The following is a 26,282-nucleotide window of genomic DNA, read 5'->3' on the forward strand; positions in this document are numbered from 1 at the left end:
CAGTTGGCACGTCGTCGCCCGGTGGTCATTTGGTCGGCTCGGCGTAGGCGACGACGTTGTCGGCGTATCCCTGGCCGGACCGGTACGGGCCGCCGCAGGTGATCAGGGCCAACCGGTGCGGCCCGGAGCGGGTGAAGAGGTCGCTCGGGAGGCGTTGCTTGGGATAAAGCTGGAGGGCGGTGACGCGGTAGGTGAAGCGTCCGGCCGCCGTGACCACCTCGAGGGTGGCGCCGCGGCGTACGGCGGAGAGGTGGTAGAGCGCGCCCGGCGTACCGGCTGGGGTGTCGACGTGCCCGGCAAGCACGGTGGTGCCGGCCGGATCACCCGGCTGGGCGCCGCCGAACCACCAGCCCACCCGATCAGGTGCTGGAAGCAACAAGCTGCCGTCGGCCGCCGTGCCGACCGGCTCGACCGCCGCGGCGGCCGACAGACTGGCCACCACCACTCGCGTAGGCATCCGGTTGGCCACCGAGTGCTTGACCGTTGCCGGAGCAGGCGGCTCGGCGACCGGCGCCTGTGCCGTGGAAGGCGGCAGACTGCCAGGTACGGCCGGCGGTGCGCCGAAGATGGTGGGGTTGTGGGACAGGGCGGCCCCGGTCACGGCCAGCAGGGCGCCGGCCGTGACCAGGATCGTGCCGAGAACTCGCCGGCTCACCGGGCGGATCGGCCGGAAACCGGGACGGGGCGCCGGCGCAGGACGAGGAAGGCGCCCAGACCGGCAAGCAGGGCACCGAGTCCGACCAGGCCGGCCGGCACGGTGTTGTCCGCCGTCGCCGCGAGCCCCGATGTTCCGGCGTCCACGGAGTCGGGCAGGCCCAGGCTGCGCGCGGCCGCCATGAACTTCTCGTGGTGGGAGGCGATCACCGGCGCCGAGTCCTTGGCCGCCTTGATCACCCTGGCGTCGCTGCCGTTCGCGAGCTCACGCTCGCCGATCGCCATCGTCTTGGCGTGACCCTCGAGCTGGCCGGCCACGAACAAGGCGTCGAACTCGCCGGCCCCGGCCGCGGTCAGCTTCGCCTGCAGGGCCCGCTGCTCGGCGTTCGGCGTCGTCGGCAGCGACACGTTCGCGGCCGCGGCGACCCGTCGCAGGGCCGCGTCGAGCTTGGTGTGGTCGGAGACAAGCAGCGCGCCGAGGTCCTTCACCCGGTCGCTCGAGCCCTTGGCTTGGGCCAGCTTCCCGGTGGCGATCTCCGCCAGGTTCGACTGGTGGGCGCCGCGCAGGAATGCGCGGTCCTGATCCGACACGGCTGTGCCGGTCGCGGTGGCCGTCGTGGTGCCACCCGCCACCACCAGGCCGGCAGCCGCAACCAGAAGGAGACAGCGTCGCACGGTGTTCTTCATATCGGTCCTCTTCTCGCGTTCGGGCCGCCGCGGTACCCGGCGGCCGTCGCTGCACACCGGTGCACAAGTTTGAATCGGCGCCACGCGGGGAATGCATGGGATCCAACAGGGTGGGTACGGGCGTGCTCAGGCAGTGACTGTGGTCCAGAGAGGTGCCACGCCGTGACGACTTGTCGCGAGGTCATAGCAATGGTTACCACCCTTGACAGAGTTCCCACCCAGTGCGCGACGGCGGCCGATCGGGCTGCCCGAGAGGCAGCCACCCGCGAGTTGCTGGAACGCCGGGCCGCCAGCACCGACGACGAGGAACGCCAGCAGTTGCTGGAAGAGGTCGTCGAGCTCAACATCGAGATGGCCCGCGGCATCGCCCGCCGGTTCCGCGGCCGGGGCGCCGAGGCCGACGACCTGGAGCAGGTCGCCTACCTCGGGTTGGTGAAGGCCGCCCACCACTACCGGCTGGACGCGGACACCCCGTTCATCGGCTTCGCGATCCCGACCATCCGGGGCGAGGTGAAACGGTACTTCCGTGACTGCGCCTGGACCGTCCGGATCCCGCGCCGGCTGCAGGAGATGCAGGGCACGATCGCCGCCAAGCTCCCGTACCTGGAGCAGCTGCTCAACCGCGAACCCACCCCGGCCGAGATCGCCGACCACCTCGGCGTCGAGCTCAGCGAGGTGGAGCAGGCGCTCGCGGCCAAGGGCTGCTTCAACGTGCTGTCGCTGGACCGGCCGGCCGAGGCGGACGCCGACCTCACACTGGCCGACGTGGTCGCGGACGACGACGACGCCACGATCGACCAGCTGGAGGCGGTCGACATGCTGCAGCCGGTGCTGGCCGATCTCGGCGAGCGGGAGCGCCGGATCCTGCAGCTGCGGTTCGTGGAGGGCTGGACGCAGTCCGAGATCGGGGCGGACATCGGCGTCAGCCAGATGCAGGTCTCCCGGGTCCTGCGACGGATCCTCGACGACCTGCGGGACAAGCTGAGCCCGGTGCCGGCCGCGGCCTGACCGTTCGGATCAGTTCAGCGCGAGTACGGCGCCTTCGGCGACCAGCCGGTCCTGGAGGCGCCGGACATCGAGCTGTTGCACGGCCCGGGCGGTTGCTGCGGCCTGGGCCGCCGCGAGGCCCGCGGCCTGCCCGAGCATCTCGTACTGCGGTTCCATCCGCAGCGAGGCGAAGGCGACGTGGGAGGCACTCGCGGACACCGGAACCAGTAGGTTCCGGCAGTCGTCGTACTTCGGCACGAGGCACCGGTAGGGCACCTGGTACGGCGCGACGGCGACGGACAGGTAGCCCTCGTTGAACACCCAGGGCAGCGGGTCCGGGTGCTCGGAGGCGACCGACCAAGTCCGCTGCACCTCGCGGATGTCGACGTGGTACGAGCCCATCGCGATCGCGTCGTACTGCGCGACCGGGCGCGGCAGCAGGTCGTGCTGGGTCAGCACGTACTCGCCGAGCATCCGCCGCGCCTCGCGCACGTACAGCTGGTGCGGCAGGCCGCCGCCGAACTCGTCGGGCGCGAACCCCCACTCCCGCACACCGTCGCGGACGGCTCGCGGGACCTCCGGGTCCGTGGTCATGAACCACAGGAAGTCGCGGGTGTAGTCGGCGTGCCGTTGCCGGATGCGCTCGCGCAGCTGCGGGTCCGCGTCGGGGTAGGCCCAGTTCGTGCCGTCGAGCAGGCTGAGTGACAGCGGACCGATCGAGTTGCCGTCGCACTTGCCGTTCGGCAGGTTCGGCACCAGGCCGATCACGTCGCCGGCGACGGGCTCGACGCCGTGCGTGCGCAGGACCGCGAACCACCGGCGGGCCAGCTCCCACTCGGCCGGGTCGTAACCAGGACGCTGCTCGAACGGCAGCCGGTCCTTCGCCGAGCTGAGGCAGACGCGGTAGCCGTAGGCCATCACGCCACCGTCGCCCTCGCCGGGAGCCACCAGCGGGCGGTCGTGCACGAGCGGCAGCGGCCGGCCGTCGGCCAGTGGCGACACCGGCGTGGGGAACTGGTGCTTGCCCGGCGCGAACTCCTGGCGCCCGGCCAGCGACTCGCCGTACTTCGACCGGCCCTCGCGGCCGACGGCGTACGGGACTCCGGCGCCGGCCAACAGGTCGCCCTCGTAGCTCGCGTCGACGAAAACCGCGGCGCTGTAGGTCCCGGTCGACGTCCGGATCGACGTGATGGCGGCTTCGGCCGTCGTCACCTCCAGCAGGCTGCTGCCGAGCACGACGTCCACCCCAGCCTGCGCCAACCAGCCGGTGAAGATGCCTTCGGCGACGTGCGGCTCGGGACCGGCGTAGTGGCCCGGCGGTACGTCGTAGTGGTCGGCGACGGCCAGCATGAACTCGCGGGCCATGCCACCAAGCACCCTCGCGTCGCCCAGATCGGTGTACCCGAGGCCGCCGGAGACCATGCCACCGAGGTGACGGCCGGGCTCGAGCAGCACCACCTGGGCACCTTCCCGGGCCGCGGCCACCGCGGCGGTCACGCCGGCCGCCGTTGCGCCGTACACGAGGACTTCGGTGCCGATAGGTGTCTGCGGTTGGCTCATCGCCTCAGCCTAGAACTCTCGACTCACCCCGGGGCGTGGCGACCGATGTGCTCGGGGAGAGGCAGAATGAGGGCAGATGCTCACTAGCCCGGGAACGAGGCCGTGTACCACCGGTTGATCTGGACGCTGCCCAAGGATGCGCTCGCCGTCGTGCGGGCGTACCCGCGGATAGTGGTGTGCTTCGCCGGGGCGCTGGCCGGTACGGCGCTGGTGTTCGACGTGTTCTACCTGGTGGCGAGTCCGGGACTGACGCTCGCCTTGGTGTACACGGTTCCGGTGCTGGCCGGGCTGATCGCGGGATTGGTTGCCGCCGCCGACGATGTCGGGCTGGAACGCCGGGTGCTGATCTGGACCGTGTGGACGACGATTGCCCTCGGCATCACCAACGCGGTGGTGGTGGCGATGCTGGCGGCGATGCGGCGGACCGGCCCTGCGGACTGGGCCGCCGGGGGCCAGGCGGTGCTCTTCGCGGCCTGCAGCGTGCTGGTGGTCGCCGTGACGATCGTTGTCATCGGCAAGTTGGTGCGGGTGCTCGGGATCGAGGTGCAGACCCGGTGGCCGGTGAAGGCGGCGCCGGTCGCACCCCCGGCCGTGACGGCGCGGCCGGTGGAGAGCAAGGAGGCCGCGGCCCGGGCACCGGTACGGCGACCGGCGCCGCCGCCCGAGCCACCGGCCGAGGACCCGTACGGCGATCCCTACAGCGAGCCGTTCGAGCCGGTCGTGGCCTACGTGCCGCGGGTGGTGGACCTGGACGAGCCGCGCGAGGTGACGCCGTGGGGCGAGAGCACCGGCCACGCCGACCGCAGAGTTCCGCGCCGCCGGACCGGGCCGAGCGTGCCACCGTCGCGCCGCTCGCCGCGCCCGGGCCGTCGCCCGGAGCGGTGACGCACCGGAGTTCGGGCCCGTTGCGGGCGATTCGCCGCCTGTTCGACGTTTGCCACGTCACCTGCGGGTTACCTGAGTGGCTCGAACAGAAGGGAGGCGCCTGATGACGCCCATGACGAACCAACCGGTCGGCACGACGTCCGGCACCGGGGGGGTGACGGACACCGCGCGCGACGAGGCGGGCCACCTCAAGGACAGCGCCGTGGACGCCGCCCGGGACGTGGCGGGAACCGCCAAAAGAGAAGGCGTCGGACGTGACGTCCGACGTTCGTGAGCAGACCCGGCAGTTGCTCGGACAGACGCGGGAGCAGGTCGGCCAGCAGGGCCGGCCAGCAGCGCGACCAGGCCGTTCAGGGCCTGCGGTCGATGGAGGACGAACTCCGCAGCATGGCTGAGCACGGCTCCGGCTGGGGTGCCCAATTGGCCCGGCACGGTGCTGACTGGACCAACCAGGCCGCGGAATTCCTGGACGGTCGCGAACTCAGCGACGTGCTCGAGGACGTGCGCGACATGGCACGACGGCGGCCGGGCCGGTTCCTGCTCGGCGCGGTGGCGGCCGGCGTGGTCGCCGGCCGGATGACCCGTGCGATGTCGGCCGGAGCCCCCGGCAGCGACAGGTCGATCGACAACGGCTACTCGGCCGGTGAGTACAGCGGCAACGGCCGCGCGGTACCGCCGCCGCCTGGCCCGGTTGGAGGTACCATGCCGCCGCCGGCCCAGCCGAGCCCTCTGGGCAGCCCGGCACCCGGTGGACCGGGCGGAGGCTACCCCGGCTCAGGTGGTCCTGGTGGACCGCCGCCGATGGGCGGCCCGGGTGGACCTGGTACGGGTGGACCTGGCTCGGGCTACCCGGGCCCGGGCGGACCGGCCGGCGGACCGCCGCCGCCGATGGGCGGACCCGGCGGACCCGGCATGAGCACTCCGCCGATGGGTGCCCCGGGAGGTCACCCCGTACCGCCGCAGCCGACGCCGTCGGCGCCGGATCTCGACCCTGGCGCACCGGTGCAGCCGCGGTTCGGGCCCGGATCGGGACAGTGAGATGAGCGGGCCTTACACAGCGGGCGGCCAGGACCCGTACCTGCCGGACAACACCACTGGGTCGACCACGGCATCTCCGTCGTACGAGACCGAGTCCTTGGGCCAGATCGTCTCGCAGATCACCACGGACCTCGGCACGCTGACCCGCCAGGAGCTCGCGCTGGCCAAGGCAGAGCTGCGGGACGAGGCGAAGCTGGCGGGCAAGGGTGCCGGGATGCTCGGCGGGGCAGCGTTCGCCGGCTGGATGCTGGCGCTGTTTGTCTCGCTGACCGTGATGTGGGCGCTGGGCGAGGTCATGCACCTGGCCTGGGCCGCGCTGATCGTGGCGGTCATCTGGGCCGTGGTGGCGGCCGTGCTGGCTTCGGCCGGGCGCAAGGCACTGAAGGAAGTCAACCCGACCCCGGAGCAGACGGTCGAGACACTCAAGGAGGACGCACAATGGCTGAAGACACGCAAGAACTGAGACGGGACATCGAGCAGACCCGGCAGAACCTCGGCCGTGACGTCGACGCCCTGACCGACAAGGTCAGCCCGAGCCGGGTGGTCCAGCGCCGGGTCGGCCGGGTCCGCGAGGGCGTGGACCGGATGCGCGACCGCGTGATGGGCAAGGTCGGGTCGCTGACCGACAGCGCAGGTTCGGCCGCATCGTCGGCAGGGTCGTCGGTTGGCTCCTCGGTGCATTCCGTCGGCTCGTCCGTCCAGTCGGTCGGGTCGTCGGTGCAGGACGCCGGCAGCGCGGTCGTGCACGCGGTCGGATCCGCACCGCAGCAGGCGCGGGAGCAGACCCGTGGCGCGCCGCTGGCCGCGGGGGTGGTGGCCTTCGCGCTCGGCTATGTGCTGTCGGCCGCGCTGCCGCCGTCGAACAAGGAGCGCGAGCTCGCTCAGCAGGCGAAGGACAAGGCCGTCGACCCGCTGAAGGAGCAGGCGTCGGGCATCGCGCAGGAGCTCAAGGAGAACCTGCAGGAGCCCGCGCAGGAAGCGGTCCAGCACGTGAAGGACACCGCGGCCGAGGCGGCCGCCGAAGTGAAGGACCAGGGCCAGTCGGCCGCGCAGGACGTCAAGGGCGAGGCCCGCGACTCGGCCGAGACGGTGCGGCAGAACCGCTGATGCCGTTCCGCCTTCACACCCCTGACCCCCGGACTCCGCTGAAGCGGAGACCGGGGGTCAGGGCGTTTGCGGTGACCGGAGCGCGGTGGAGCAGGGGGATCCGGCCATGAACGACCACAGATCGCCCGCCGGCGACCGGTCGCCCGGCGCGGACGAGCGGTCGTCCTCCCCGGGCGACCGATCGACCAGCCAGGACGACCGGGCGGCGGCCGCGCAGCGGGACGTTCCCGGGGCAGACGCCGAGCGGCCGGGCGAGATCCCGGCCGGCGGCTGGTGGCGCATCGTCCGCCGGGCCTGGAAGGAGGCGTCGACCGACCAGGTCCCGCTGCTCGCCGCCGGCGTGGCGTTCTTCGGTTTTCTCTCCCTGTTCCCGGCGGTCGCCGCGATCGTGCTCGGCTACGGGCTGGTCGCCGAGCCGAGCCAGATGCGCTCGCAGGTCGAGGAACTGACGGCGGCGGTGCCCGCCTCGGCGCGGGACATCCTGCTCCAGCAGGTCGAATCGCTCGCCGCGGCCCCGCAACAGGGACTGGGCATCGGCCTGGTGATCGCTCTGGCAACGGCCCTGTGGAGCGCCTCGGGCGGCGTCGGTTATCTGATCAGCGCGGTCAACCTGGCCTACGACGAGGAGGAGACGCGAGGGTTCGTCAAGCGCAAGCTGCTCGCCCTCGGACTCACTCTCGGCGCGATCGTCTTCGTGCTGCTGGCCGCCGGCCTGCTCGCGGTCGGTGCCCTGATCGACGACAGCTCGACCGTCGTCCGGGTCCTGCTGCAGGTGGCCAGGCTGGCCGTCGCGATCATCCTGATCACCATCGCGCTCGCGGTCGTCTACCGGGTCGCGCCCGACCGGGACGCGCCCAGGATGCGCTGGGTGTCGGTCGGAGCCGCGGTGGCCACCGTGATCTGGCTGCTGGCCAGCATCGGCTTCTCGGTCTACGTCTCCACCTTCGGCAACTACGCGAAGACCTACGGCAGTCTCGCCGCGGTCGCGATCCTGCTGCTGTGGTTGTGGCTGACGGCGTACGCGATCCTGCTCGGGGCCGAGATCAACGCCGAGAGCGAGCAGCAGACCGTGCGGGACACCACGAAGGGTCCGCCCCAGCCGCTCGGTGAGCGCAACGCGGTCAAGGCCGACTCCCCGCCGGGGTAGCCGAGGCCCGCCAACGGAGAACGGCCCCGCCCGGACAGTTCCGGAGCGGGGCCGTCGTCCGTCCGGTCACGGCAGCGGCTTGCCGCCGGTGATGCCGATCCGCTCGCCGGTGATGTAGCTGGAGTCGTCCGACGCGAGGAACACGAACGCCGGGGCGAGCTCCGCCGGCTGCCCCGCGCGGCCGAGCGGGGTGTCCGCACCGAACTGGTCGACCTTGTCGGCCGGCAGCGTGGCCGGGATGAGCGGGGTCCAGATCGGCCCGGGGGCGACCGCGTTGACCCGAATGCCCTTCGGCGCGAGCTCTTGGGCGAGACCCTTGGTGAAGTTGAGGATCGCCGCCTTGGTGGTGGCGTAGTCGAGCAGCGCCGGCGACGGCTCGTACGCCTGGATCGAGGTCGTGTTGATGATCGTCGAACCGGCCGACAGGTGCGGCAGGGCCGCCTTGCACAGCCAGAACATCGCGTACACGTTGGTCTTCATCACCCGGTCGAACTGCTCGGTGGTGATCGCCGCGATGCCGTCCTGACCCATCTGGTAGGCGGCGTTGTTGACCAGGATGTCGAGTCCGCCGAGCTCGGCGACGCACTGGTCGACCAGGGCCTGGCAGTGCTGCTCGTCCCGGATGTCGCCCGGCGCCGCGACCGCCCGGCGGCCGGACTGCTCGACCAGCCGGCAGGTCTCGCGGGCGTCGGTCTCCTCGTCCTCGAGGTAGGAGATCAGCACGTCGGCGCCCTCGCGCGCGAACGCGATCGCGACCGCCCGGCCGATGCCGGAGTCGCCACCGGTGATCAGCGCGCGCTTGCCTTCCAGCTTGCCGCTGCCCCGGTAGCTCTGCTCCCCGTGGTCCGGCTGGAGGTCCATGTCGGCGCTCCGGCCAGGATGCTCCAGCTGCTCCGGCCCCTGGTCGTCCGGCTGCGGGTAACCCTCTGTCGGGTCGCTCATCGATGGTCCTTTCGTAGCGTCGGTGCTGTCGGCGGCGGCGGTTCGTTGCCGCCCTGTTCGCGGTACCCCGACGACGACTGTGCAAAAGCGACCCGGGCGCGGCTGCCGCCGTCCAGGGGACACTGGTGGAGTCGAGCAGCGGCGGAAGGAGCGGGTGTGAAACCTGTCTGGGACGTCGTGATCGTCGGCGCGGGCCCGGCCGGAGTGGCCGCCGGCCTGGGGGTCCGGGCCGCCGCCCCCGAGCTGACCGTCGTGATGCTGGACCGGTCCGACTTCCCGCGGGACAAGACCTGCGGCGACGGGATCGCTCCGCACGTGCTCGACCTGCTCGGCGAGGTGGGCGTCACCGGCCTGCTCGACGACTGGACGCCGGTCCGGCGGCTCGCGCTGGAACGCGGTCCGCACGTCGTCGACCGCGCGATGACCCGGCCGAACTGGGTCGTGCCGCGTGAGGTGTTCGACCACCGGCTGGTGCTCGCGGCGCAGGCCGCCGGCGTACAGCTCGTCCGGCACCGGGTCCGCGGACTGAGCGTGTACCGCGACGTGGTCCGGATCGACGACCAGCTCGCGGCGAAGATCGTGATCGGCGCGGACGGCGCGGCTTCCGTCGTACGCCGGGCTGGTGGTGGCGGCCGGGGTCCGGTGGCGCTGGCTCTCCGGGGCTACGCGCCGACTCCGCCGGAGCGGGCCGGCCGGCAGGCGATCGTGTACGGGCCCGGCACGCAGCCGTCGTACGCCTGGTCGTTCGACCGGGGCGACGGGCTGTGCAACGTCGGGTACGGCGAAGCGCTGACCGCGCGGCGGCCGCATCCCACCCGGGCCGAGCTGCTGGGCAAATTGGAGCATTTGTTGCCTGGAGCCACGGCCGGCGGGGCGCAGTGGCGCGCGCACCACCTGCCGTTGTCGTCGTGGTCCTGGCGTCCCCCGGACGGCCGGGTGCTGCTGGCGGGCGATGCGGCCGGGCTGATCAACCCGATGACGGGGGAGGGCATCTACTACGCGGTCGCGACCGGTCTGCTGGCCGGTCGCGCTGCCGCGGGGGCGATCCGCACCGGCGACGAAGGCGGCGCGGGCACGGCGTACCGGGCCTCGACCCGGGTGGCGCTCGGCCGGCACCTGTGGCACACCGCGCTGGCCGCCCGGTTGAGCGGGTCGCCGCTGGTGCTCGATCGCGGAATCCGCGCGGCCGCGGCCGACCAGCGGATCTTCGACGACCTGGTCGAGCTGGGCCTCGCGGACGGCACGATCACCGGTCGGGTGCTGCGCTCGCTGGTCCGGCGCTGACAACGCCGGGCGTGCCGTTCCGCGCGTTCGCCGAGGTGTTTTTTCCACCGCGGTGCGGGGTACCCAGCGGCAGGGACATTTCGCGTCCGCGCACCGTGCGCCAGGTCGGCAGACCGCCCGGCGCGGCCCTGTTCCGTCGGGACGACCCGCCAAGACCGGAAGGACCCAGGATGGCCGAGGACCGCGAGCAGATCTGGTCGGAGTTCCGCGAGGTGATCAACATGACGCCGAAGCAGTTGCGGGACTGGCTGGACACCGACGAGTCGCAGTCGGTCGGGCAGAAGTCCGGTGACGACGAGTCCGTCGGTCACCACAGCGGCCGGCGGATCGTCGAGCTGCTGGGGACCAAGAAGGCCGATCTCGGCGACGACGACTACGCCCACATGCGCAAGGTCGTCGGCTACGTGCACCGGCACCTGGCCCAGCGCCCGAGCGGCGACGTCACCGACACTCCGTGGCGGTACTCGCTGATGAACTGGGGCCACGACCCGAAGCGCTGACGACCCCGCCCGGCCCCGCCGCCCCGGGCAGCGGGGCCGGGCGGTCGTCTCAAGATGCGAGCGGTTTGTCGATCCGGTCACTGATGATTCGTTTCCTTCTACTGTGGGTGCCCAGGACGCCCCAGGGAAGGTCGGCATGTTCGAGGAACCGGATGACGGCGCCGAGCGCACCGGCTGGGCGCGCTTCGGCGAGGACTGGGCCGCGACCTTGGTCGGGCTCACGCTGATCGTGCTGGTGCTGACCGGAGTGCTGCTGCCTTGATCGATGCCTCCGACCGACGTCGAGTCAGCGCAGCGCCATGCGTTGGGCTTCGGTGAGCCGGTCCGGGGCCGCCGCGACCCCATAGGTGTCGGACGTCGGGCGGTCGAGTGCCAGCGGGTCGGTGAACGGCGCGAAGGCCTCGGCGTCGCGCAGCGCGTCGGTGACGCGCCCGAGCGGCCACTCCAACGCGGCCGCCAACTCAGCAGCGGTGAGTGGCCGCCGAGCGTGCAGCAGCGCGGCGAACACGGTCGCGGCGTCCTCGGCGGCAGCGGCTGACGGACCGCCGGACATGTCGTCGCTGAGTTGGGCGAAAAACCGCGCCATCTGTCGCAGCCTGGCGCCGGCCGGCGTCGCGGCATCGAACAGCTCGGTTCCCTCCGACGCCGTCCGGGCCATCTCGGCGGTGGTTCGGGCGCTGGTCGTCCAGGCACGCAGCCAGACGTCCTCGGCGATGACGTAGTGCTCCTGGCGCTGGCCCGGATCGCGCCCGCGCTCGACCATCTCCAGCTGCTCCAGGTACCCGATCGCTTTGGACACCGAGGCGTGACTGACCCGGAGCTGCCGGACGAGCTGCGCCGCGGTCAGACTGCGCGAGTCGGTGGTGTAGAGCCGAGCCAGCACCCGCGAGGCCATCCTCGGCAGGCCGGTCGCCGTCATCGCCGCGGCGAATCGCTCCGCGAACTCCCGCACGGCCTGCGGATCGCGACCGGCGACGTCCTCCTCGCCCAGCACCCAGCCGCTGGCCGCCGACGGCCGGCGACGCGCCCGGTACGCCGTCGCGTGGTGCGCGTGATCGGGCCGGTAGCTCCGCGGACCACCGTTGCGGGTGACCTCCCGGCTCACCGTGGAGGTCGGCCGGTCCAGCTGCCGCGCGATCTCGGCGTACCCGAGTCCGTCGGCCAGTCCGGCACCGATCAACCGGCGTTCCTCGTGGGTCAGGCGGCCGCCCGGCATCGTTCCTCCTGGATGCTTTACCGACAGCTCATTGCACCAATCGGCCGAAATCGTTGGCAAACAAGGACCTTCAGGCGCTCGCTTGATTGCCGACGAGCTGAACGCAACATAACTTCCCGGCCATGGGAACACAAGGTGCGCTCGACGTCCGCGGTCTGCGGATGAGGTACGGCGCGGTCGACGTACTGCACGACGTCAGCTTCCAGGCACGCTCCGGGGAGGTGCTCGCGCTGCTCGGTCCGAACGGCGCGGGCAAGACCACCACGATCGAGATTTTGGAGGGGTTCCGGGTGCGGTCGGCCGGTCAGGTCAGCGTGCTCGGGGTCGACCCGGCGCACGGCAATGAGGCCTGGCGGGCACGGCTGGGCGTCGTCCTGCAGTCGTGGCGGGACCACGGCAAGTGGCGGGTCCAGGAGCTGCTCGCCCACCTCGGCCGGTACTACGCGCCGTACTCCACGAGTGCGGTACGGCGCCCGTGGGACGCCGCCGAGCTGGTCGAGCTGGTCGGTCTGACCGATCACGCTCACCACAAGATCAGAACCCTGTCGGGTGGTCAGCGCCGCCGACTGGATGTTGCCATCGGCATCGTCGGCCGGCCGGATCTGCTGTTCCTCGACGAGCCGACCACCGGCTTCGATCCCGCCGCCCGGTACGCCTTCCACACGCTGGTGCGGCGGCTCGCGACCGACCTGCAGACCACGATCCTGCTCACCACCCACGACCTCGACGAGGCGAGCAAGCTGGCCGACCGCATCCTCGTACTGTCCGCCGGCCGGGTCGTCGCCAGCGGCACGACGACCGAACTGACCCGGCAGATCGCAGCCCAGGACGAGGTCAGGTGGCGGCTGGACGGCCGGCAGTACGTCGAGGTGACGGCCGAGTCCACCACCTTCGTGCGCGAGTTGTTCGCCCGGCACGGTGAGGCGGTACAGGAGCTGGAGGTCCGGCGGGCTCGGCTCGAGGACGCCTACCTGGCGTTGGTGGCGGCGGACGTGGCGGCGCAGAACGAGGCCGACCTGGAGGTGACGCGGTGAACGGCGTCCGGGTGGGGTGGGCGCGCGGCCTGATCGAGCTGCGGCAGTCGTTCACCAACGGAGCCGATCTCCTCGGCCACTTCCTGTGGCCGGGGCTGATGCTGGTGGCGTTGTTCTTCCTGCGGGACCGGGAGTTCGCCGGCACCGGGTTCGCCCTCGGCACGCTCGCTCTGCCGAGCATTCTCGGGATGAACGCGGCGATGGGCATGGTCAGCATGAGTCAGCACCTCACCGCGGACCGGGAGGACGGCACCCTGCTGCGGGCGAAGGCGACGCCCGACGGGATGCGGGGGTACCTGGTCGGCAAGGTGGTCTCGGTCGCGGGCGGCCTGATCGCGGATCTGGCGATCCTGCTGATTCCCGGCCTGCTGCTCGTCGACGGGCTCGACCTCGCCCCGGCCTCCTGGCTCACGGTGCTGTGGGTCCTGGTGCTCGGTCTGGTCGCGACGCTGCCGCTGGGTGCGATTCTCGGTTCGGTCTTTCCCAGCGCCCGGGCCCAGGGACTGGTACAGCTGCCCGTGCTGGGGCTGATCGCGATCTCGGGCATCTTCTACCCGGTCACCGCGCTGCCGGACTGGGTGCAGTGGATCGCTCAGCTGTCGCCGATCTACTGGCTCGGGCTCGGCACCCGATCCGCTTTGTTGCCTGACGCAATGGTCGCGGTCGAGATCGGCGCGGCGTGGCGGCAGGCCGAGACCGTGGCTGTGCTGGGTGTCTGGGCGGTGCTGGGATTGCTGATCGCCCCGCTCGTCCTGCGCAGGATGGCGCGGCGGGAATCGGGTTCCTCCGTCGCGACCCGTCGCGACCGGGCGTTGCAGCGGGTCGGCTGACGCAGCCTAGACGGGCTCGCCGTTCACGAGTCGGGGCTGGGCGGACGGGCCGGTGCGGAAGGCGACCTCGCGCGGGGTGGGCTCGTGGCCGGCCGCGCACTGCAGCTTCACGGTCACCTGCTCGTCGCAGCCCCGGTGGTGCACGACCAGGGGCGGCCCGTCGTCGAGCGGCAGGTGCTCGTCGCCCCACTGCACCAGGGCGACCAGTACCGGGTACAGGTCGAGACCGGCCTGAGTGAGCCGGTACTCGTAGCGCTCCCGCTGGCCGGGCAACCGGTAGGGGACACGGCGCAGCAGACCCCGCTCGATCAGCCGGGCGAGCCGGTCGGTGAGCACCTGACGGGGGATCTCCGTCCGGGTCCGGATGTCCTCGAACCGGCGGAGGCCGACGAAGACCTCGCGCAGGACGTGAAAGGTCCACTTGTCGCCGAGGATCTCCATCGTCCGGCTGATCGTGCAGTTCGCCGTCGACCAGCGCAGTGCTTCCGGCATCGTCTCCTGCTCGCTCATGCTGCGAGGATAAGTCCACTTGACAGACTCAGCCAACCCGGCCACGCTGACTCTGTGAACCAGACTCAGGTGGCACCGGTGGTCGAGCACCCGCGGACGGGCGACGGATTCGTCGTTCGGCCGGCCGGTCCGGGGGACCGCGGGGCGCTCACCGAGATGCTCACCGGGCTGTCCGACCTGAGCCTGTACTTCCGGTTCCAGACCGCCGTCGGCCGGCCGCCGCGGCCCTCGCTGATCGATCCGCTGGTCGAGCCGACGGGCGGGTGCTGGGTCGCCGAGCACGAGCACCGCCTCGTCGCGCACGCGATGTGGGCCTGGGCGCACGGTGTCACCGGCGCGCCCACCGCCGAGCTGGCCATCGTCGTCGCGGACCCGTGCCAGGGACGCGGGCTCGGTCTGCGGATGGTCGCCCTGGCCGCGACGCACGCCGTCGCGGCCGGCGCCGCGCAGTTCCTGGTCGTCGTGAGTGCCGCCAACGATCGCACGCTGCGCCTGGTCCGCCGCCACTGGCCGACTGCGCAGGCCGAGCGTGACGGCGCGCTCATCAACTTCCTGCTTCCCGCCACCCACGCCACCTGGCTCGCGTGACAACTGCCGCGGTCGGCTGCATCGCCCAGGACGGAAAGCGAAGCGAAGGTTTGCCACCGCCTGCGCGGGTTACCTGGGGCCTCCCGTCGCCCGGTCTTCCGAGGAGCCAGGGCGACCGGGGGCCGCGCCCCCGGCGCGGCGGGTGCCGGCGGCCAAGGCGAACCGCCGGCACCCCCTCCGGCTGACGTCCAGTTCGTCCGGCCGTGGTCGGTCAGCTCTTCCGGCACCAGAACACGGCGTGGCCGCTGTCGCCTTCCGGCTGGAACCCTTCGGTGACGACTTCCAGCCCCGCGGCGGTGAACCAGGCGCGGTACGTCGCGCGGTCGGCATGGCTCCACCACATCGTGGCGTCCCCGCCGAGCCAGCCTTGCTCACTGCCGGTCCAGGCGGTGTCTCCGGTTGTCGCCAGCAGCGAACCTCCCGGTCGCAGCCAGCCCGCGACCCGGCGTACGAGCGGTTGCTGCTCGTCGAGCGGTACGTGGATCAGGGCGTACAGGCACACCACTGCGTCGAACGCCGCGGTCGGAAACTCGACGGCCGTCGCGTCGCCCTGCAGGAACGACGCCCTCGGTACGAGCCTCCGAGCCCGCTCGACCTGCACCTCGCTCAAGTCGACGCCGGTCACCGCGTGCCCCGCGTTCACCAACGCACGGGCCATCGGTACGCCGTTCCCGCAGCCGAGATCCAGCACGTCGGCCCGCTCCGGCAACCGCTCGAGCAGTCCCGCGATCCACGGCGCATAGTCCGCCTCGCCCGCGTCGTCGGCCCGGTACCGGTGCGACAGCACGTCGTACCCCCGCCGCACCACCTCCTTCGGATCCACACCCGAAGTATCCGGTGTACGGCGACCCAGCCCGCCGCTGCTGCCCCGCCGGACTCTCGTGGGTCAACCCATCAGATGCATGGTTGGCCCACCAAATTCTGACTGGCCAACCATGTCTGCGACGGGTCAACCCACGAGAGTCGGTGTCCGTCGGCACGGCGTTCGTCAGCCGGCGGCGGGGGGGGGGTGGTTGGTCAGGGCTGGGAGTCGCCGTTCTCGTCCTGGTCGTCCTCGGCGACGTGGCCGTCCGGGCGGCCTTCTTCCGGCGCCGTCATCGTCGGCTCGGCGTCCTGGTCCTCGTACTCGTCACCTTCGGGAGTCTGCTCGCTCATCTCGCGTCGGTACCCGGCCGGACGACGATCATGCGCCCCGACCACCGGCGCTCACTGCTCCTCGTCGCGCGCGGGCGGCAGCGTCGGATAACCGAGCATCGGGTAGAGCCCGACGGTGAACCCGTACGCCGTGTCGCCTCCGCGCGGCAACCGGTCGAACTCGTGGATCACCTGCACCACCCGTCGCCAGAACTCCGCCGCCTGGTGCTCCGGGATGCGCGCGTGCCGGATGAACGACCGCAGCTGCCCGGCGTCGTACGCCTGCGCCGACTCCTTCGCCGCGACCTCGAAGTCGTTGAAGTCCTGGGGCAGTTCGTCGCCGTCGGCTTGCCGGCCGAGTCCGACGTAGAACATCCGCGCGACCCGCCCGTAGTACCGCTCCTCGATCGCCCGCACCCGCCGGGTCCGAACCACCCGCAGCAGGCCCGCGTCGGCGAGCACCTTGACGTGGTGCGCCACCGTGCTCTTCGGCCGGCCGACCGCGGTCGCCAGCTCGGTGACCGTCGCGGCCCGCTCGTGCAGCAGCCCCAGGATCGTCGTCCGCAGCGGATCGCTGATCGCCCGCACCTGCTCGGCGGTGGTCAGCTCGAGCGTCTCCGCGAGCTCGTAGTCGGGCACCGGGCTGTTCACCATGGGCAAATCATACTAATATCCCCGACTGTTCGAGATATTTGGATCATTCGCACCGAAAGCGAGCAGATGATGGCCGAGGTCGTGCTGTACCACCACGCGCAGGGGCTGACCGAAGGGGTGCTGGCCTTCGCCGAAGAGCTGCGCCGCGCAGGGCACACCGTGCACACACCAGACCTCTTCGAGGGGCAGGTCTTCGGCACCCTCGACGAGGGCCTGGACTACGCCCGGCAGACGGGTTTCGGCGCGGTCGGCGCCCGCGGGATCGCCGCCGCCGAGGCGCTGGGCGACGCCGTCGTGTACGCCGGGTTCTCGCTCGGGGTCATGCCCGCGCAGCAGCTGGCCCAGACTCGTCCGGGCGCTCGCGGAGCGCTGCTCTACTACTCCTGCGTGCCGGTCTCGGAGTTCGGTGAGGCGTGGCCGGCCGGTGTCCCGGTCCAGATCCACGGCATGGACGGGGACCCGTTCTTCGTCGAGGAGGACGGCGACCTCGACGCGGCCCGCGCGCTCGTCGCCTCCACCGACCAGGCCGAGCTCTTCCTCTACCCCGGCAAGGAGCACCTCTTCGCCGACTCCTCGCTCCCGTCGTACGACGAGGCGGCCGCGACCCTGCTGACCACCCGGACCCTCGAGTTCCTGGCCCGCCTCGACTGAGCGGTCAGCTGCCGTCGGCGAGCTGGGGGAGGGCTTTCAGCAGGCTGCGGCGATCGGCGGCGGTCAGTGGGCTGAGCAGCTCCTCCTCCATCGCGCGGACGTCGGCGCGGGCGGCGGTCAGGCGGGTGGTGCCCGCGTCGGTGAGGCGGACGATGCGCACCCGGCGGTCGGAGGGATCCGGCTGCCGGGCGACGAGGCCGTCGGCTTCCAGGTCGTCGAGCAGGGCGATCAGGCGGCTCTTGTCGTAGCCGATCGCCTGCGCCAGGGCCTGCTGGGTGGCGGGCGGCTGGTCGCTCAGGCAGACCAGCACGCTGTACCCCCACATGGACAGGCCGTGGCGCTCCAGCAACGGGCGCTCCGCCTCCGCCAGCCGGCGGGTGATCCGGGCGAACAGCGCTCCGAGGTCCTCCCGTTCCATGTCCCCGAGTGTAGGGATGACAAATCATAAGCAACTGCATATGATCAGCACATGCATACTAAATTGACGCTGCGCTGCGAGACGCGCTCCATCTCCGTCCAGGCCCCGCCGGCCGCCGTGCTCGACCTCGTCGCCGACCCGCGCAACCTGCCGCGCTGGGCGCCGGGTCTCGGCGACTCGGTGCACGCCGACGGTGACGACCACTGGCTGATCAGGAACGGCACGTCGACGACCCGGATGATCGTGCGCGTCGCCCGCGAGCAGGGAACCGTCGACATGCTGTCGGCCGACGATCCCCGGCTCGGCGCCTTCACCCGGGTCCTGCCCAACGGCGACGGCAGCGAGTACCAGTTCTCGATGCTCTTTCCCGACAGCGTTCCCGAGCCGGCGGTGCAGGAGCAGCTGACGGTCGTCGAGGCGGAGCTGGAAGCCGTCCGCACGCTGTGCGAGGCGGCCGGGTCACCAGGTGACGTTGAGTAGCTCGAGGCCGCGGAAGAAGTAGTCGGCCCGCCACCGCGGTTCGCCGTCGAGCCGGGCGGTGGGCAAGCGGGTGGCGGCGACCCGGGCCGCCGTACGCAGCTCGTAGCGAGCCATGGTCGCGCCGGGGCAGCGGTGGTCGCCGGCACCGAAGGACAGGTGCTGCCGCGCGTTCGGCCGGTCCAGCACGCAGATGTCCGGGTCGGGGAAGAAGCGTTCGTCGCGGTTCGCCGAGCCGAACATCAGCAGCAGCGGTGTTCCGGCGGGCAGGTCGACGCCGCCGACGGTGACGTCGCGGGTGGTGACGCGCAGCAGCCCGCGATGCGGCGCGTCCATCCGCAGTGCCTCCTCGACGATGTCCTCGACCTGGCGGGCGTCGGTCGCGCGCTCCCACAGTGCCGGTTCGCGCAGCATCAGGAAGAGCGTGGAGAGAATGCCGTTGCGGGTCGTGTCGAAGCCCGCGACCCAGTGCAGCAGCGCGCTGTAGAGCAGCTCGTCGTCCTGCAGCGGCGCGACGCCGGCGCCGGGATCGCCCGCGGCGTACGTCGAGAAGACGTCGTCCCGCGGCGACTCCCGCCGGTCGCGCACCCAGTCCGCGGCCCAGTCCTGGTACTCGTGCAGCTGCCGGGCCGCCTCGAGCTTGCGGTCCAGCGGCGCGGTCGGGGTCAGGATCGCGGCCATCGCGTGCGCCCAGCCCTCGAACCGCCGATGATCCGCCTCCGGTACGCCGAGCAGCGTGTTCGTCGCCCACAGCGTCAACGGGTCGGCGTACGCGGCGGCCAGGTCGGCCCGGCCGTCGGCGGCGACCTCGTCCAGCAACGCGTGCGCCTGCTGCTCGATGCGCGGCGCGAGCGCGCTCACCCGGGGACCGCGATGGGCGCGCAGGAAGTTCGTCCGCATCCGGGTGTGCCGTGGCGCGTCCACCTCGACTCCGCTCGCGATCGTCTCCACGAGCGCGAACCCGGGCAGCGCGCGAATCACCTCCGGCGGGTTCGAGGCCGCCGGCACCGGCAGTGACCCGACCGACGAGAACGTGCCGGGGTCGTGCACCACCCGCAGGACGTCCTCGTACCGGGTGACCAGGTAGGCGCCGCCCATCATGGCGCTCGGCATGACCGGTCGTTCGTCCCGGAGCTGGGCGAAGTAGGGGTACGGGTCGTCGCGGTGGGCGGAGAACGGATCGAAGTCGGCGTACTCGGACACGGACTGCTGGGCGTCAGTCACGGCGATCCTCCGGGTCGGAACGGCTGGATTCAGTCTTGGCCCTCGGCTGCCCGGTGGGAAGGGGCGGGAACGCTGAACGCGAGCAGCGCGGTGTCGTCCGCGAGCGGGACCTGGAAGCTGTGCAGGACGGCGGAGAGCGCGTCGATCAGCGTCTGGGCCGGCGCTCCGGCGTACTGGGTGGCCAGGGTTCGCAGGGCTTCGTCGCCGTAGAAGTCACGCGGGCCGCCGACCCGTGCCTCGGTCAGGCCGTCGGTGTAGAGCAGCAGCGTGTCCCCGGGCGCGAGCACGATGCCGGTCGGCGGGAAGTTGCTCGCGGGCAGGATGCCGATCAGTGTCCCGTCCTCGCTGTCCAGGAAGCTGCTGCTGCCGTCGGCGCGCAGCAGCAGCGGCGGCGGATGCCCACCGGAAGCAAACTTCACGGCGACACGGCCGCTGCCGGGGTCTGGCACGAGTGTCCCGAAGACGGCGGTGCAGTAGCGCGGGTCACCGTCGGTGTACCGCTGGTGCAGTACGGCGTTCAGCGTGCCGATCGCGGCGCCGGGGTCGTGCATCGCGGCGGCGCGCAGGGTGTAGCGCGCCAGCGAGGTGACCGCCGCGGCCGCCGGACCCTTGCCGCAGACGTCGCCGAGGAAAAACGCCCAGCGGTTGCGATCCACGGCGAACACGTCGTAGAAGTCGCCGCCGAGCTGCTCGGGCGAGGCCATGTGGTAGTACGCCGCGACCTCCAGCGCCGGCACCTGCGGCAAGGTGGCCGGCAGCAACGACTGCTGGAGAACGGCCAGCGCGTCCTTCAACCGGGCACGGTCGGTCTCCGCCTGCCGTTGCGCCGCCTCGGCCGCCTGCCGGCCCCGCAGCAGTTCCTCCTCGTACGCGCGCCGGATGTGGGCGTCGAAGACGGTGGTCCGGATCAGCAGCGGCTCGCCGGCGGCGTCCCGCTTGACGGCCGACGACACCAGCACCGGCAGCCGGCCGCCCGCCGGCTGCTTGAGCTCGAGAGCGACGCCGCTGATCTCGCCCTGCATCCGCAGCAGCGGTGCGAAGTGCGTCTCGTGGTACAGCCGGCCCCCGACGGTCAGCAGGTCGGTGAACCGCAGCCGCCCCACCACGGCCTCCCGGGGCAGACCGATCCAGTCGAGCAGGGTCGCGTTGATCTTGACGATCCTGCCGTCCATCGCGGTCGACAGGTGGCCACTGGGCGCGCTCTCGTAGACCTCCTCGGCACTGTCCTCGACCGGGCCGGGCGATCCTTCGGCCCGCGCTGGGCGGTCCGTCATCGGAGTCCCGCGAGGAAGTCGAGCAGCGCCTTGTTGGTCGCCTCCGGCGCCGACAGGTGCGGACAGTGCCCGGTCGCGTCGAGCGTGACCAGGGTCGAGCCGTCGATGGCGGCCTGCACGTACGCACCGACCTCCCGGGGTGCGATGACGTCCTCGGCCGACTCCAGGATCAGTGTCGGCACCCGGACGGAGCGCAGGTCGGCGCGGGAGTCGGACAGGAACGTCGTCCGGGCGAACACCCGGGCGATCGCCGGGTCGGTCGCACAGAAGCTGTTGGTCAGCTCGTCGCCCAGCTCCGGCCGCTCGGGGTTGCCCATGATCACCGGCGCCATCGCCGCGGACCAGCCGAGGTAGTTCGACTCCAGGGAGCTGAGCAGCTCGTCGATGTCCTCGCTGCTGAAGCCGCCGCGGTAGTCGCCGTCGTTCAGGTAGCAGGGCGACGGCCCGACCATCACCAGTGCGCCGATCCGCTCCGGCGCCTGCCGCGCCGCCAGGACGCCGACCATCGCGCTGACCGAGTGCCCGACGAACACCGCGTCCCGCAGGTCGAGCGCGGCACAGACCTCCAGCGCGTCCGCGGCGTACCCGTCGAGCGAGCAGTACCGCTGCTCGTCGAACGCCGCTGACTGCGACCGGCCGGAGCCGACGTAGTCGAACAGCACGACCCGGTGGTCGGGGGCCAGCGCGGGCACCGTCAGCCGCCACATGTTCTGGTCACAGCCGAAGCCGTGGGCCAGCAGCACCGTGCGCCCGGCGGGGTTGCCGGTGACGGTGACGTTGTTCCTGCGCAGGATCTCCACGCAGGCCATCTTGGCAGGCGAAGCGTTACGGCCGCAGGTGGCCGGGGCAGGGCGGCTCGCTGCCGACGTCGGCCAGGTCGTAGGCGACCAGCGGGCACCGGGTGCAGTACAGCAGGCCGTCGTCGGGGTCGACGAGCAGGTCGTGGCCCCGGGCCTGGTCGGCGACCGGGCAGCGGCTCTCCTCGACCTCGAGCCGGTCGACGAAGTGGGCGTCGCACCGGATACAGACCGGACCGGAGCCGAACCGCCCCTGCGTCGACAGTCTCGGCAGGTCCACCACCTGGTGACCGTTGATCTCAGCGAACGAACCGATCACGGTCGTCGCCTCCTCCCGTTGTCTGCACTCACCCCTGGGTACCCACCAGAGGCGCACTGTCACCAGTGATGTGCGCGACTGCGCCGCCGGGGCCCGTCACGAGGGCAGTTTGCGCGTGTCGATCAGCTGCTGGGCGACGTCGCGCAGCTTCGTGTTGGTGTCCTGCGAGTACCGCTTGAGGATCTCGAACGCCTTGGCGTCGTCGAGGTCGAAGCGCTCCATCAGGATGCCCATCGCCTGGCCGACCAGCTTGCGCGCGTCCACCGCGGCGATCATCGTCTCGCCGTCGCGCGCCGAGGCCACCGCCACCGAGGCGTGCCGAGCCAGGATGTGCGCGATCGCCTCGTCGTCGGCGTCGAACGCGTTCGGGGTGGCGTTGAACAGCGCCAGTACGCCGATCAGCTGCCCGCCGGCCCACATCGGCACGTGCAGCACCGACCCGATGCCGTACTCGGCCAGCCGCGCGGTCCAGGCCGGCCACCGGGTCTCGGCGGCGACGTCCGGAACGTGGACCGGAACCCCCTCGGTCAGCGCGGTCAGCAGCGGTCCCTCGCCGGAGTCGATCTGCTCCTGGTAGATCCGCGCCACCACCGGGTCGGTGACCGCGCCGATCTCCCGGTCGCCCCGAGCCGTCAGCACCACCCCGGCGTACGAGCAGGCCTCGGCCTGCAGCGCGAACTGGACGACGGCGTCCACCGTCTCCTCCACCCCGACCGCGTCGTGCAGGTCGACCGCCAGCTGCGCGAACGCGTCGGCTCCCAGCGGCCCCTGGGCGCCGGCGTCCGCCTCGCCCTGCGGCACCGCCGCATGCTGTTCCTCGACCGATCGGGCCGAGCCGTACTGAGTCATGCCCCATATGATGCCTGCCGCCACCAGCTGCCCCAACACGAACGTGCTCACGAGCCCTGCTGAGGGATCGCCGGAGCGATCAGGCCGGCGCCATTCCTGCTCTGTCGCCCGGCCGGGTCCGCACGGCGACGTGGACGAGCAGAGCCGTGAGCAGCACGATGCAGATCGGGTCGAAGACCATCGCGACCGCACTGGCCTCAGCCCGGACGTCGGGGCGGAACAGCGTCAGCATCAGCGCGCCGCCCTTGGACACCACTGCCGCAATCGCCACGGGCACCCGGACGTCGGCCCGGAACGCCGCCCACACCAAGGCCGCTCCGAGCAGCAGCTGGAAGATGCCGCGGTGCTGCAGCAGGGTGAGCACGACCGGATCGGGATCGCTGACGCCGTACGACGCGAGCTGGCCGGGGTCGACCAGGGCCAGCGCTGGTGTGGCGGTCAGGACCCCCATCAGCAAAAGCGTGACCCGGATGACGCGTTCGGGGATCTGGACCATGGTCAGCCTCTCGATATGCGGAGTGAACTATCTATAGTTAACTACGCATAGTCCCCTCTGTATAGTCGCCGCATGCGAATGGCCGAGCTGAGCGAGCGCAGCGGCGTCGCGATTCCGACGATCCGGTTCTACCTGCGCGAAGGCCTGCTCGCGCCCGGCCGGGCGACCAGCCCGAACCAGGCCGAGTACCACAGCGAGCACGTCCGCTCGCTCAAGCTGATCCGGACCCTGGTGGAGGTCGGCGGGTTGTCGCTCACCCGCGTCCGCGAGGTGCTCGAGTTCATCCGGGCCAAGGACTCCGAGCTGTACCCCGTGCTGGGTGGAGTGCAGTACGCACTGATGGAGCCGCCTGCCGGCATCGACGACGAGGCCGGCCGGGCCGCCCGCGACCAGGTCGACCGGTTGGTGGCGGACCGGGGCTGGCAGGTCCGGCCGGACAACCCCGCCCGCGTCGCGCTGGCCCACGCGCTCGCGTCGCTGAACCGGCTCGGCCAGGACGACGTCGCCGCCAAGCTCGACCTGTACGCCGACGCCGCCGAGACGCTCGCCCGTCGTGAGGTGCCCGACCTGCTCGGCCGCGACTCGGTCGAGGCGATGGCCGAGGGTGTCATCGCGTACGACGTCCTCGGCGACGCCCTGGTCTCCGCCCTGCGCCGCCTCGCCCAGGAATCCGTCGTCACGGTGCACCTGCGCCGTACGCCGTAGCCCGCTGCCGGCCCGTCCGAATTACGGCCGATCGGCGGGCCGGTCGTTAGTGGCGTGCGTCGAGGGGTACGGCACCGCCTCCCGGCCGGTGCGGCTGGGGAGTCGAAGGGAGCCCTGAATGGACGCACGGGTGAAGAGCCTCGCGGTGGTCGCCACGACCGCCGGCGGCGCCGTACTGCGCAAGGTGCTGAACCGGGCACCGAGTGGCTGGCCGTCGACCGAGCACGCCGATCCCGAGCGGTGGCGGGTGGTGACGGTGTACCGGTCGATCGACGAGATCGGCGAGACCCTGCCCGAACCGCTGGCCGAGCTCGGCGACGAGATCGAGGTCCGGCTGACGCCCGCGCCCGGCGACAAGGGCACGGAGGTCGCGGCCCGGCTGCGGTCCGCGACCGGCCAGGACAGCGCGGACAAGCTCCGGACCCTGCGGCGGGCGCTGCGCGACGCCAAGCAGATCCTCGAGGTCGGCTGGGTGCTCGAACCCGGCCGGCACACCACGACCCAGCCGACGGCGCTCAACGAACCCCTGCGCAAGGCGACCGCGCACGCCAAAGAGGAGGGTGTGCTGTGAAGGCCCTGGTGTGGACCGGCGTCAACGAGACCAGCGTCGAGGAGGTCCCGGACCCGGTGATTCAGAATCCCGGCGACGTGATCCTCAAGGTGACCCGGACGGTGACCTGCGGCTCGGACCTGCACCTGCTCGGCGGCTACATCCCGTTCCTGGAGAAGGGCGACGTGCTCGGCCACGAGTTCGTCGGCGAGGTGATCGAGGTCGGCTCCGAGGTCCGGCGCCACCGGATCGGCGACCGGGTGGTGGTCTGCTCGTTCGTGTCCTGCGGCCGGTGCTGGTACTGCAAGAACGAGCTCTACTCGTCCTGCGACAACGGCAACACCAACCCCGGCATCACCGACCTGCTCTGGGGCTCCAACCCCGGCGGCTGCTACGGGTACTCGCACGCGATGGGTGGCTTCGCCGGCAGCCACGCCGACTACATCCGGGTCCCGTACGCCGATGTCGGCGCGTTCACGGTGCCGGACGGGGTCAGCGACGAGCGGGCCTTGTTCGCCTCCGACGCGGCCCCGACCGGCTGGATGGGCGCGGACCTCGGCAACGTGCAGCCGGGTGACGTCGTCGCGGTGTGGGGCGCCGGCGGGGTCGGCCAGATGGCCGCGCGTGCCGCGATGCTGCTGGGTGCCGAGCAGGTGATGGTGATCGACCGTTTCGACTACCGGCTGGAGTCGACGCGCCGGCACATCGGGTGCGAGACGCTGAACTACGAGCAGACCGACATCTCCACTGAGCTCAAGGAGCGGACCGGTGGCCGCGGACCGGACGTCTGCATCGAGGCGGTCGGGATGGAGGCGCACGGCTCCGGCCCGTCGTACGCCTACGACCAGGTGAAGCAGCAGCTCCGCCTGCAGAGCGACCGGCCGACGGCTCTGCGGCAGGCGATCTACAGCTGCCGCAAGGCGGGCACGGTCTTCGTCCTGGGGGTCTTCGGCGGCTTCGCCGACAAGTTCCCGCTCGGCGCGGTGATGAACAAGGGCCTGACCCTGCGCGGCGCCCAGCAGCACGGCCAGCGCTACATCCCGATGCTGCTGGACCGGATGGAACGCGGCGAGCTCGTCACCGAGCACCTCGCGACCCACACCATGCCGCTGTCCGAGGCCCCCGCCGGCTACCAGATGTTCAAGGACAAGACCGACGGAAACCTCCGCTCGGTCTTCCTTCCCACCGGCTGACCGCTCATCCACGACCGCCCCCCCGGACGCTCTAGAGTGGTGCTGCGCCGGGGGGAGTCGAGCGGCAGGGGATTGGCATGACGGTGATGGGGGAAGAGCCTCCGGCGACCTGGTCGGACGAACTGCACCGGACCGGTCGGGTGGTCTTTCCCGCGCGCCCGCGTTTCGTCTGGCGCTGCGTCGGCTTCGTCTGGTTGTTCTTCGGGCTGACCCAGCTGTCCTCGCTCGTGGACGCGCTGGACCGGGGCGGCGTACGGCTGGTCATGTTCTTCCTGGCCCTCGCCGTCGCCGTCGCCGCCACCGGCTGGGCCTGCTCGCTGGTGCTGGCCCGTCGCCCCGCCTTGACCGTCGACCGGGACGGCATCCGCAGCGGGAAGCACTTCCTGCCGTGGACCGAGATCGGCGCGGTCGGCGCCGTGTACGGACCCTCGTTCTCCCGCGTCTTCCCGATCCTCCCGAAGGACCGCTGGGGCCGCCACGTCATGGTCGGCAAGCTCGCGGTCGAGGACGTCTCCGCGCTCGCCCACTGGCTGGAGCAAGCCCTCGCGCAGCAGCAGACCTCCCGCTAGCCC

General features: G+C 71.6%; 35 protein-coding genes. 19 read left to right on the forward strand and 16 right to left on the reverse strand.

Annotation, left to right across the window (positions count from 1 at the left end; all coding sequences use genetic code 11):
• Positions 1 to 25 precede the first annotated feature (25 nt).
• Both KFLA_RS09485 and KFLA_RS09490 read right to left on the reverse strand, forming a co-directional pair.
• On the reverse strand, positions 26 to 655 hold the full coding sequence (locus tag KFLA_RS09485; protein ID WP_012919568.1) for a class F sortase: 630 nt from the start codon (positions 653 to 655) through the stop codon (positions 26 to 28).
• Complete coding sequence (locus KFLA_RS09490; RefSeq protein ID WP_012919569.1) at positions 652 to 1,341, reverse strand: DUF4142 domain-containing protein; 690 nt, start codon at positions 1,339 to 1,341, stop codon at positions 652 to 654. The genes KFLA_RS09485 and KFLA_RS09490 overlap by 4 nt, the downstream gene beginning before the upstream one ends.
• Positions 1,342 to 1,530: 189 nt before the next feature.
• Between KFLA_RS09490 and KFLA_RS09495 the strand changes: the two genes are divergently transcribed.
• Positions 1,531 to 2,349, forward strand: coding sequence for a SigB/SigF/SigG family RNA polymerase sigma factor (locus KFLA_RS09495; protein ID WP_012919570.1), 819 nt, complete (start codon positions 1,531 to 1,533; stop codon positions 2,347 to 2,349).
• 9 nt (positions 2,350 to 2,358) lie between these two features.
• Here KFLA_RS09495 and KFLA_RS09500 read toward each other — a convergent pair whose 3' ends face one another.
• Positions 2,359 to 3,888 carry an FAD-dependent oxidoreductase gene (locus KFLA_RS09500; RefSeq protein WP_012919571.1) on the reverse strand — a complete coding sequence of 510 codons (1,530 nt, stop codon included), beginning with the start codon at positions 3,886 to 3,888 and terminating at the stop codon, positions 2,359 to 2,361.
• Positions 3,889 to 3,990: 102 nt separating this feature from the next.
• Here KFLA_RS09500 and KFLA_RS09505 point away from each other — a divergent pair, with 102 nt between their 5' ends.
• The 6 genes from KFLA_RS09505 to KFLA_RS09525 all read left to right on the forward strand — a co-directional run bounded on the left by KFLA_RS09505 (position 3,991) and on the right by KFLA_RS09525 (position 8,065).
• On the forward strand, positions 3,991 to 4,773 hold the full coding sequence (locus KFLA_RS09505) for a hypothetical protein (RefSeq protein ID WP_012919572.1): 783 nt from the start codon (positions 3,991 to 3,993) through the stop codon (positions 4,771 to 4,773).
• A gap of 103 nt (positions 4,774 to 4,876) precedes the next feature.
• Positions 4,877 to 5,047: a hypothetical protein gene (locus tag KFLA_RS37845; protein ID WP_012919573.1), complete on the forward strand. Its 171-nt coding sequence runs from the start codon at positions 4,877 to 4,879 to the stop codon at positions 5,045 to 5,047.
• Positions 5,048 to 5,160: 113 nt separating this feature from the next.
• Entirely contained in the window at positions 5,161 to 5,811 is a 651-nt protein-coding gene (locus tag KFLA_RS37850) for a hypothetical protein (RefSeq protein ID WP_049797294.1), read from the forward strand.
• Between the two features lies 1 nt (position 5,812).
• Entirely contained in the window at positions 5,813 to 6,274 is a 462-nt protein-coding gene (locus tag KFLA_RS09515; RefSeq protein WP_012919575.1) for a phage holin family protein, read from the forward strand.
• Entirely contained in the window at positions 6,250 to 6,918 is a 669-nt protein-coding gene (locus KFLA_RS09520; protein WP_012919576.1) for a DUF3618 domain-containing protein, read from the forward strand. The genes KFLA_RS09515 and KFLA_RS09520 overlap by 25 nt, the downstream gene beginning before the upstream one ends.
• Positions 6,919 to 7,024: 106 nt before the next feature.
• Complete coding sequence (locus KFLA_RS09525) at positions 7,025 to 8,065, forward strand: YihY/virulence factor BrkB family protein (RefSeq protein WP_012919577.1); 1,041 nt, start codon at positions 7,025 to 7,027, stop codon at positions 8,063 to 8,065.
• Positions 8,066 to 8,131: 66 nt separating this feature from the next.
• On the opposite strand, the gene KFLA_RS09530 is transcribed toward KFLA_RS09525, so the two are convergent.
• The gene (locus KFLA_RS09530) at positions 8,132 to 9,007 is read right to left on the reverse strand and encodes an SDR family oxidoreductase (RefSeq protein ID WP_012919578.1); all 876 of its coding nucleotides are present in this window, start codon (positions 9,005 to 9,007) and stop codon (positions 8,132 to 8,134) included.
• Positions 9,008 to 9,163: 156 nt separating this feature from the next.
• Between KFLA_RS09530 and KFLA_RS09535 the strand changes: the two genes are divergently transcribed.
• The 3 genes from KFLA_RS09535 to KFLA_RS39285 all read left to right on the forward strand — a co-directional run bounded on the left by KFLA_RS09535 (position 9,164) and on the right by KFLA_RS39285 (position 11,053).
• Positions 9,164 to 10,291, forward strand: coding sequence for an NAD(P)/FAD-dependent oxidoreductase (locus KFLA_RS09535; RefSeq protein WP_012919579.1), 1,128 nt, complete (start codon positions 9,164 to 9,166; stop codon positions 10,289 to 10,291).
• 170 nt (positions 10,292 to 10,461) lie between these two features.
• Positions 10,462 to 10,791, forward strand: coding sequence for a DUF3140 domain-containing protein (locus tag KFLA_RS09540; RefSeq protein ID WP_012919580.1), 330 nt, complete (start codon positions 10,462 to 10,464; stop codon positions 10,789 to 10,791).
• A gap of 136 nt (positions 10,792 to 10,927) precedes the next feature.
• Entirely contained in the window at positions 10,928 to 11,053 is a 126-nt protein-coding gene (locus KFLA_RS39285) for a hypothetical protein (protein ID WP_012919581.1), read from the forward strand.
• A 24-nt stretch (positions 11,054 to 11,077) separates the two neighbouring features.
• Here KFLA_RS39285 and KFLA_RS09545 read toward each other — a convergent pair whose 3' ends face one another.
• Complete coding sequence (locus KFLA_RS09545; protein ID WP_012919582.1) at positions 11,078 to 12,007, reverse strand: GbsR/MarR family transcriptional regulator; 930 nt, start codon at positions 12,005 to 12,007, stop codon at positions 11,078 to 11,080.
• A gap of 122 nt (positions 12,008 to 12,129) precedes the next feature.
• On the opposite strand from KFLA_RS09545, the gene KFLA_RS09550 reads away from it, so the two are divergent.
• Both KFLA_RS09550 and KFLA_RS09555 read left to right on the forward strand, forming a co-directional pair.
• Positions 12,130 to 13,041, forward strand: a complete 912-nt coding sequence (locus tag KFLA_RS09550; protein WP_012919583.1) for an ABC transporter ATP-binding protein — start codon at positions 12,130 to 12,132, stop codon at positions 13,039 to 13,041.
• Positions 13,038 to 13,871 (forward strand): ABC transporter permease, encoded by an 834-nt coding sequence (locus tag KFLA_RS09555; RefSeq protein ID WP_012919584.1) that lies wholly within the window; start codon positions 13,038 to 13,040, stop codon positions 13,869 to 13,871. Before KFLA_RS09550 ends, KFLA_RS09555 begins: the two co-directional genes overlap by 4 nt.
• A 6-nt stretch (positions 13,872 to 13,877) precedes the next feature.
• Here KFLA_RS09555 and KFLA_RS09560 read toward each other — a convergent pair whose 3' ends face one another.
• A complete protein-coding gene (locus tag KFLA_RS09560) occupies positions 13,878 to 14,381 on the reverse strand; it encodes a winged helix-turn-helix transcriptional regulator (protein WP_012919585.1) in 504 nt (167 codons plus the stop codon).
• A 54-nt stretch (positions 14,382 to 14,435) separates the two neighbouring features.
• On the opposite strand from KFLA_RS09560, the gene KFLA_RS09565 reads away from it, so the two are divergent.
• Entirely contained in the window at positions 14,436 to 14,969 is a 534-nt protein-coding gene (locus KFLA_RS09565) for a GNAT family N-acetyltransferase (protein ID WP_237706762.1), read from the forward strand.
• Between the two features lie 211 nt (positions 14,970 to 15,180).
• Here the strand turns inward: KFLA_RS09565 and KFLA_RS09570 are convergent, their stop codons facing one another.
• The 3 genes from KFLA_RS09570 to KFLA_RS09575 form a co-directional block, all read right to left on the reverse strand.
• Positions 15,181 to 15,792, reverse strand: coding sequence for a class I SAM-dependent methyltransferase (locus tag KFLA_RS09570; protein WP_012919587.1), 612 nt, complete (start codon positions 15,790 to 15,792; stop codon positions 15,181 to 15,183).
• Positions 15,793 to 15,986: 194 nt separating this feature from the next.
• On the reverse strand, positions 15,987 to 16,124 hold the full coding sequence (locus KFLA_RS37855; RefSeq protein ID WP_012919588.1) for a hypothetical protein: 138 nt from the start codon (positions 16,122 to 16,124) through the stop codon (positions 15,987 to 15,989).
• A gap of 51 nt (positions 16,125 to 16,175) precedes the next feature.
• Positions 16,176 to 16,757, reverse strand: a complete 582-nt coding sequence (locus KFLA_RS09575) for an ArsR/SmtB family transcription factor (protein ID WP_012919589.1) — start codon at positions 16,755 to 16,757, stop codon at positions 16,176 to 16,178.
• Positions 16,758 to 16,826: 69 nt separating this feature from the next.
• On the opposite strand from KFLA_RS09575, the gene KFLA_RS09580 reads away from it, so the two are divergent.
• A complete protein-coding gene (locus tag KFLA_RS09580; RefSeq protein ID WP_012919590.1) occupies positions 16,827 to 17,408 on the forward strand; it encodes a dienelactone hydrolase family protein in 582 nt (193 codons plus the stop codon).
• Between the two features lie 4 nt (positions 17,409 to 17,412).
• On the opposite strand, the gene KFLA_RS09585 is transcribed toward KFLA_RS09580, so the two are convergent.
• Positions 17,413 to 17,826: a MarR family winged helix-turn-helix transcriptional regulator gene (locus KFLA_RS09585; protein WP_012919591.1), complete on the reverse strand. Its 414-nt coding sequence runs from the start codon at positions 17,824 to 17,826 to the stop codon at positions 17,413 to 17,415.
• 51 nt (positions 17,827 to 17,877) lie between these two features.
• Here KFLA_RS09585 and KFLA_RS09590 point away from each other — a divergent pair, with 51 nt between their 5' ends.
• Positions 17,878 to 18,306 (forward strand): SRPBCC family protein, encoded by a 429-nt coding sequence (locus KFLA_RS09590; RefSeq protein ID WP_012919592.1) that lies wholly within the window; start codon positions 17,878 to 17,880, stop codon positions 18,304 to 18,306.
• Here the strand turns inward: KFLA_RS09590 and KFLA_RS09595 are convergent.
• The 6 genes from KFLA_RS09595 to KFLA_RS09620 form a co-directional block, all read right to left on the reverse strand.
• Positions 18,286 to 19,527: a cytochrome P450 gene (locus KFLA_RS09595; RefSeq protein WP_012919593.1), complete on the reverse strand. Its 1,242-nt coding sequence runs from the start codon at positions 19,525 to 19,527 to the stop codon at positions 18,286 to 18,288. The two genes, KFLA_RS09590 and KFLA_RS09595, sit on opposite strands and share 21 nt — an antisense overlap.
• A 29-nt stretch (positions 19,528 to 19,556) precedes the next feature.
• The gene (locus tag KFLA_RS09600; protein WP_012919594.1) at positions 19,557 to 20,801 is read right to left on the reverse strand and encodes a PP2C family protein-serine/threonine phosphatase; all 1,245 of its coding nucleotides are present in this window, start codon (positions 20,799 to 20,801) and stop codon (positions 19,557 to 19,559) included.
• Positions 20,798 to 21,610 (reverse strand): alpha/beta fold hydrolase, encoded by an 813-nt coding sequence (locus KFLA_RS09605; RefSeq protein ID WP_012919595.1) that lies wholly within the window; start codon positions 21,608 to 21,610, stop codon positions 20,798 to 20,800. The genes KFLA_RS09600 and KFLA_RS09605 overlap by 4 nt, the downstream gene beginning before the upstream one ends.
• A 16-nt stretch (positions 21,611 to 21,626) precedes the next feature.
• Positions 21,627 to 21,917, reverse strand: coding sequence for a hypothetical protein (locus KFLA_RS09610; RefSeq protein WP_012919596.1), 291 nt, complete (start codon positions 21,915 to 21,917; stop codon positions 21,627 to 21,629).
• Between the two features lie 96 nt (positions 21,918 to 22,013).
• Positions 22,014 to 22,817, reverse strand: coding sequence for a GAF and ANTAR domain-containing protein (locus tag KFLA_RS09615; RefSeq protein ID WP_012919597.1), 804 nt, complete (start codon positions 22,815 to 22,817; stop codon positions 22,014 to 22,016).
• Between the two features lie 28 nt (positions 22,818 to 22,845).
• Positions 22,846 to 23,262, reverse strand: a complete 417-nt coding sequence (locus KFLA_RS09620) for a hypothetical protein (protein WP_012919598.1) — start codon at positions 23,260 to 23,262, stop codon at positions 22,846 to 22,848.
• Between the two features lie 72 nt (positions 23,263 to 23,334).
• On the opposite strand from KFLA_RS09620, the gene KFLA_RS09625 reads away from it, so the two are divergent.
• From KFLA_RS09625 to KFLA_RS37860, 4 genes are all read left to right on the forward strand, one after another.
• Positions 23,335 to 23,967, forward strand: coding sequence for a MerR family transcriptional regulator (locus KFLA_RS09625; RefSeq protein ID WP_012919599.1), 633 nt, complete (start codon positions 23,335 to 23,337; stop codon positions 23,965 to 23,967).
• A gap of 118 nt (positions 23,968 to 24,085) precedes the next feature.
• A complete protein-coding gene (locus tag KFLA_RS09630; protein WP_012919600.1) occupies positions 24,086 to 24,538 on the forward strand; it encodes a hypothetical protein in 453 nt (150 codons plus the stop codon).
• Complete coding sequence (locus tag KFLA_RS09635) at positions 24,535 to 25,710, forward strand: zinc-dependent alcohol dehydrogenase (RefSeq protein WP_012919601.1); 1,176 nt, start codon at positions 24,535 to 24,537, stop codon at positions 25,708 to 25,710. The genes KFLA_RS09630 and KFLA_RS09635 overlap by 4 nt, the downstream gene beginning before the upstream one ends.
• A gap of 77 nt (positions 25,711 to 25,787) precedes the next feature.
• Positions 25,788 to 26,279 (forward strand): hypothetical protein, encoded by a 492-nt coding sequence (locus tag KFLA_RS37860; protein WP_012919602.1) that lies wholly within the window; start codon positions 25,788 to 25,790, stop codon positions 26,277 to 26,279.
• Positions 26,280 to 26,282: the final 3 nt, after the last annotated feature.

The organism is Kribbella flavida DSM 17836, assembly GCF_000024345.1.
Classification (GTDB): Bacteria; Actinomycetota; Actinomycetes; order Propionibacteriales; family Kribbellaceae; genus Kribbella; species Kribbella flavida.